We start from the raw sequence: 3,131 nt of genomic DNA, 5'->3' as shown, positions 1-3,131 counted from the left end.
GGTTACGCAAGTTGGCATTGATCTGGGCGGTAGAGCCGGGTGCTAGGTAGAAGCTGGTGCTGAAGGAGCTATACCCTCCGCGGCGCACCAAGAGGTTGTAGTTCCCGACGTTGAGGGTGAGGGTGAGCGGGGTGAACCCAACCCGGCGACCGTTCAGAAGTACCTCGGCCCCGCGCACGTTGGAGTTGACCACCAGGGTTCCGGTGGGTGGGGGGGGTGGGGCAAGGGGTTGCAACTGGGCGTAGACCTGGGTGGTCTGGCCCGGCTGCACCGTAGCCGAGATGCGATAGGGGGTGTAGCCGCTGCGGCGCACCTCGAGGGTATAGGTTCCGGGGTTGAGGGTCAGGTTGATGGGGGTGTTCCCCACGCTGCGTCCATTGAGCAGCACATTCGCCCCGGAGATGTTTGCGCCCACCGAGAGCGTGCCGGTAGCGGGCGGCGGTGGGGGAGGTGGGGTGTAGTTGCCTGCGATGTAGTAGGCTTCGTCGGTGACCCAATCGCTGCTGGGAATGGGGCGAACCACAATCGAGAGGGAGCGGGCCAGGTTGTCCGCACCCCGAATTTTGGCTTGCCCGGTCTGAATGTTGATGATATCGCTCACATCCAGCGGGGTACGGCTGGCCACGGCCAACACCCGGTCTTGCCCGGCGGGGGGGCTAACGGTGAAGGTGTATTGGGCGTTGGAGGGATAAGTACGCACTTCTCCCGCGCGCAGAAAGTTGTTTTGGTCGTAGGCGTTGGGCAAGATGCCGTCAATTTCGCCGGTGGAGCGCACCCCGAAGAGGTAGACATAGGCGTCTTGGGTGACTTGTACGGAGATCTCGATGTTCTCCCCAAAGTTGTAGACCGGGTCGCCGGTCTTGCCGGGATCTTTGTCCACCCAGACCTTTACCTGGAGATCGTTAGGAGGTACTGGATTGACGATGATGCTCTGTGGGCGCACCTGGGCGAATGCTGAGGCCAGGGCCAGACCAAATAACAACGCTAAGATTCTTCGCATAAGCCTCCTTATGGATCAAGTGTACTGTCTCCGAGCCCCAGACATCTTTAGGCCAGTTCAAAAAGCCTTGAGCAAGAGCCATTCATCTAACGCGGCAGCGCGAGGGGTTAAGATAGCGGGGATGAAGCGGTATGTATATGGCCTCGCGGCCCTGGCGATCTTGATGATCACCCCGGTTTTGGCTCAGTTTGGCAGCCTGCGGGCCGTCAGCGGTTTGGGGTTGGCGGCAGGATATGGCACGGTGGGCCTCGAGCTGGAGGTTCCCGACTATACCGCGGTAGTTTTTCCCCGGGGTAGCCTGGCCTACACCCTTGGGCTTGGGGGGTTATATGCCCCGCCCTACTGGGGGTTCAACCTCCAGCTTGGGGGGGTAGTGTACCTCGAGCCCGACTGGCGTGGCCTCTTTGGGGCGGTGCGTGGGGGGGTAGGGCTCCTGGCCCAGAACAACCTGGGGGTGTTTGTGGGGACGCTGGCCCTGACCGGTGGCTACCGCTGGGTGCTGGACCGGAACCTCGACCTAGGGCTCGAGGGCGGGGTGTTCGTGGCCACTGCCGACCTTGGCAACGTGAATGCGGTGGGGCTGACCCCAACCCTGGCCCTGAGCCTAGGCTATCGGTTCTGAAGGTTCCCTAATTGGCCGGACTCTATTAATCAAGCACTTAGTTAAGTGGGTTGCCCCTTAAATTGCCTAGGGGCTTCGGTGTAAGGTGGGAATGTATGAAAAAGTTTACAGTTCCCATAGTGCTGGCTGGCCTGGTGGCAGTACTCTCGAGCTGTGTGGTTGTGGTCTCGACCCCCAAGGCCCGCAACTTCACCTACACCAGCAATTATGTATTGGCTTCCAACAACCAGCCGGTGATCTGTGACAACCGTACGACCCAGATCGAGTACAGCTTTGTCTACACCAACCTCAGCGATGTGCCCACCATTATCGAAAACTGGACCGGCCAGGCTCCAACCAGCCCCACCTATACCTTTACCCGCAACGTTCCCGGGCCTGGGGTGTCGGTAGTGGGCAATCAGGTCGTGGTGGATTTGACTTGGGCCCCGGGAACTTCCCCGTTTAGTGCGGCTAAGCCCCAGAGCATTACCCCCACCCCTGTTCCCTTGCCCCCAACCAGCCAAACCGGTATTGCGTATGTGACCATCAGCGTGGGAGGGGTAACCCAAAATACCAGCTTCCCGGTATATAGTGGCTGTCCATGAAACGTCTGAAGGAGAATATCACCATGATCCGAATGCTGGGTTTGCTGAGCCTTGTGCTCTTGCTTCCTTCCTGCCTGATTCTTACCGATGATGGGGTATCCAGCGCAACCGTTGTTCCACCGCCCTCTTCTGGCTCATTCACTTATATGTGCCGGGGGGGGAGGCTCTCGGTCTCGTACTTGGGCAACAATCAGGTCAGTATCTTCTACAATGGGGCCAATCACACCCTGACCCTAACCCGCACCAGCCCACGGTATGCCTACACCGATGGAACCTACACCTGGGAAGCCAGCGGGCGCAGTGCCACGCTGTTTGTGCGCGGAACCATGGCCGATACTTGCTCCTATTAGAGCGCTCTTCACCCGTATAGCTTTGTCCTGAACAGAACCGTGGCCGCCTGCGAAGGGCGCAATAGGAGTACTGGGCAAATCCCCCCGCTGACTGATTCGGCGGGGGGATTGACTGCGGGGAAATTTAGGCCAGCAGGATGGGCCGCTCGAGGTAGTACCCGATCCGCTCGAGCAAAACCCCAGCCTCCTGCGGGGGAATTTCGCCCGATAGCGAAAGCAGGGCATGGTCTCCTGCGGCCCGGCCCAGGGTCAGCAAGGCTGTTCCAGGGAACACCACCTGATCGAAGGGGCTATCCAGCAGGGAGAGCACGGTAAGCCCTTCGCCGGGTTCATGCGCATCCTGCAGGGCGTCAAGGGCCCCCCGCAGGGTTTGGGTGGGCATGACCCGGTGGCTCCGCAGCGCTTCCCCTTCGAGGCTTCCCTTAGCCGCCCGCAGGGGGAGCTGGGTATCGGCCAGGGCCTTGTCCACCGCACGGTAGAGCAGGGCATACAGGCCCACCTCGGTGCGCCAGGCCTCTGAGAGGGTGGCGCTGGCCTCAAGGGCAGGCTTCACCTGAACCAGCCGCTGCCAGGCC

General features: G+C 60.6%; 4 protein-coding genes and 1 pseudogene. 3 read left to right on the top strand and 2 right to left on the bottom strand.

All coding sequences use genetic code 11. From position 1 onward, the window contains the following. Window positions 1-1,000: PEGA domain-containing protein (locus tag Mgrana_RS16495; protein ID WP_119358665.1), on the bottom strand; the 1,000-nt coding region annotated here is incomplete at its 3' end. Between the two features lie 121 nt (window positions 1,001-1,121). Here Mgrana_RS16495 and Mgrana_RS16490 point away from each other — a divergent pair. The 3 genes from Mgrana_RS16490 to Mgrana_RS16480 all read left to right on the top strand — a co-directional run bounded on the left by Mgrana_RS16490 (window position 1,122) and on the right by Mgrana_RS16480 (window position 2,556). Continuing rightward, a complete protein-coding gene (locus tag Mgrana_RS16490) occupies window positions 1,122-1,622 on the top strand; it encodes a hypothetical protein (RefSeq protein WP_119358664.1) in 501 nt (166 codons plus the stop codon). Window positions 1,623-1,717: 95 nt separating this feature from the next. Further along, window positions 1,718-2,206, top strand: a complete 489-nt coding sequence (locus Mgrana_RS16485) for a hypothetical protein (protein WP_119358663.1) — start codon at window positions 1,718-1,720, stop codon at window positions 2,204-2,206. Next, window positions 2,203-2,556, top strand: coding sequence for a hypothetical protein (locus tag Mgrana_RS16480; protein ID WP_119358662.1), 354 nt, complete (start codon window positions 2,203-2,205; stop codon window positions 2,554-2,556). Before Mgrana_RS16485 ends, Mgrana_RS16480 begins: the two co-directional genes overlap by 4 nt. Before the next feature lie 124 nt (window positions 2,557-2,680). On the opposite strand, the pseudogene Mgrana_RS16920 reads toward Mgrana_RS16480, so the two are convergent. After that, window positions 2,681-3,131 (bottom strand): annotated as a pseudogene (locus tag Mgrana_RS16920) (E3 binding domain-containing protein); the annotation flags it as partial.

Source organism: Meiothermus granaticius NBRC 107808, assembly GCF_003574355.1.
In the GTDB taxonomy this organism is placed as follows: domain Bacteria; phylum Deinococcota; class Deinococci; order Deinococcales; family Thermaceae; genus Meiothermus; species Meiothermus granaticius.
The sequence above is the reverse complement of the archived record's forward strand: the minus strand, read 5'-3'. Positions and strand labels throughout refer to the sequence as shown.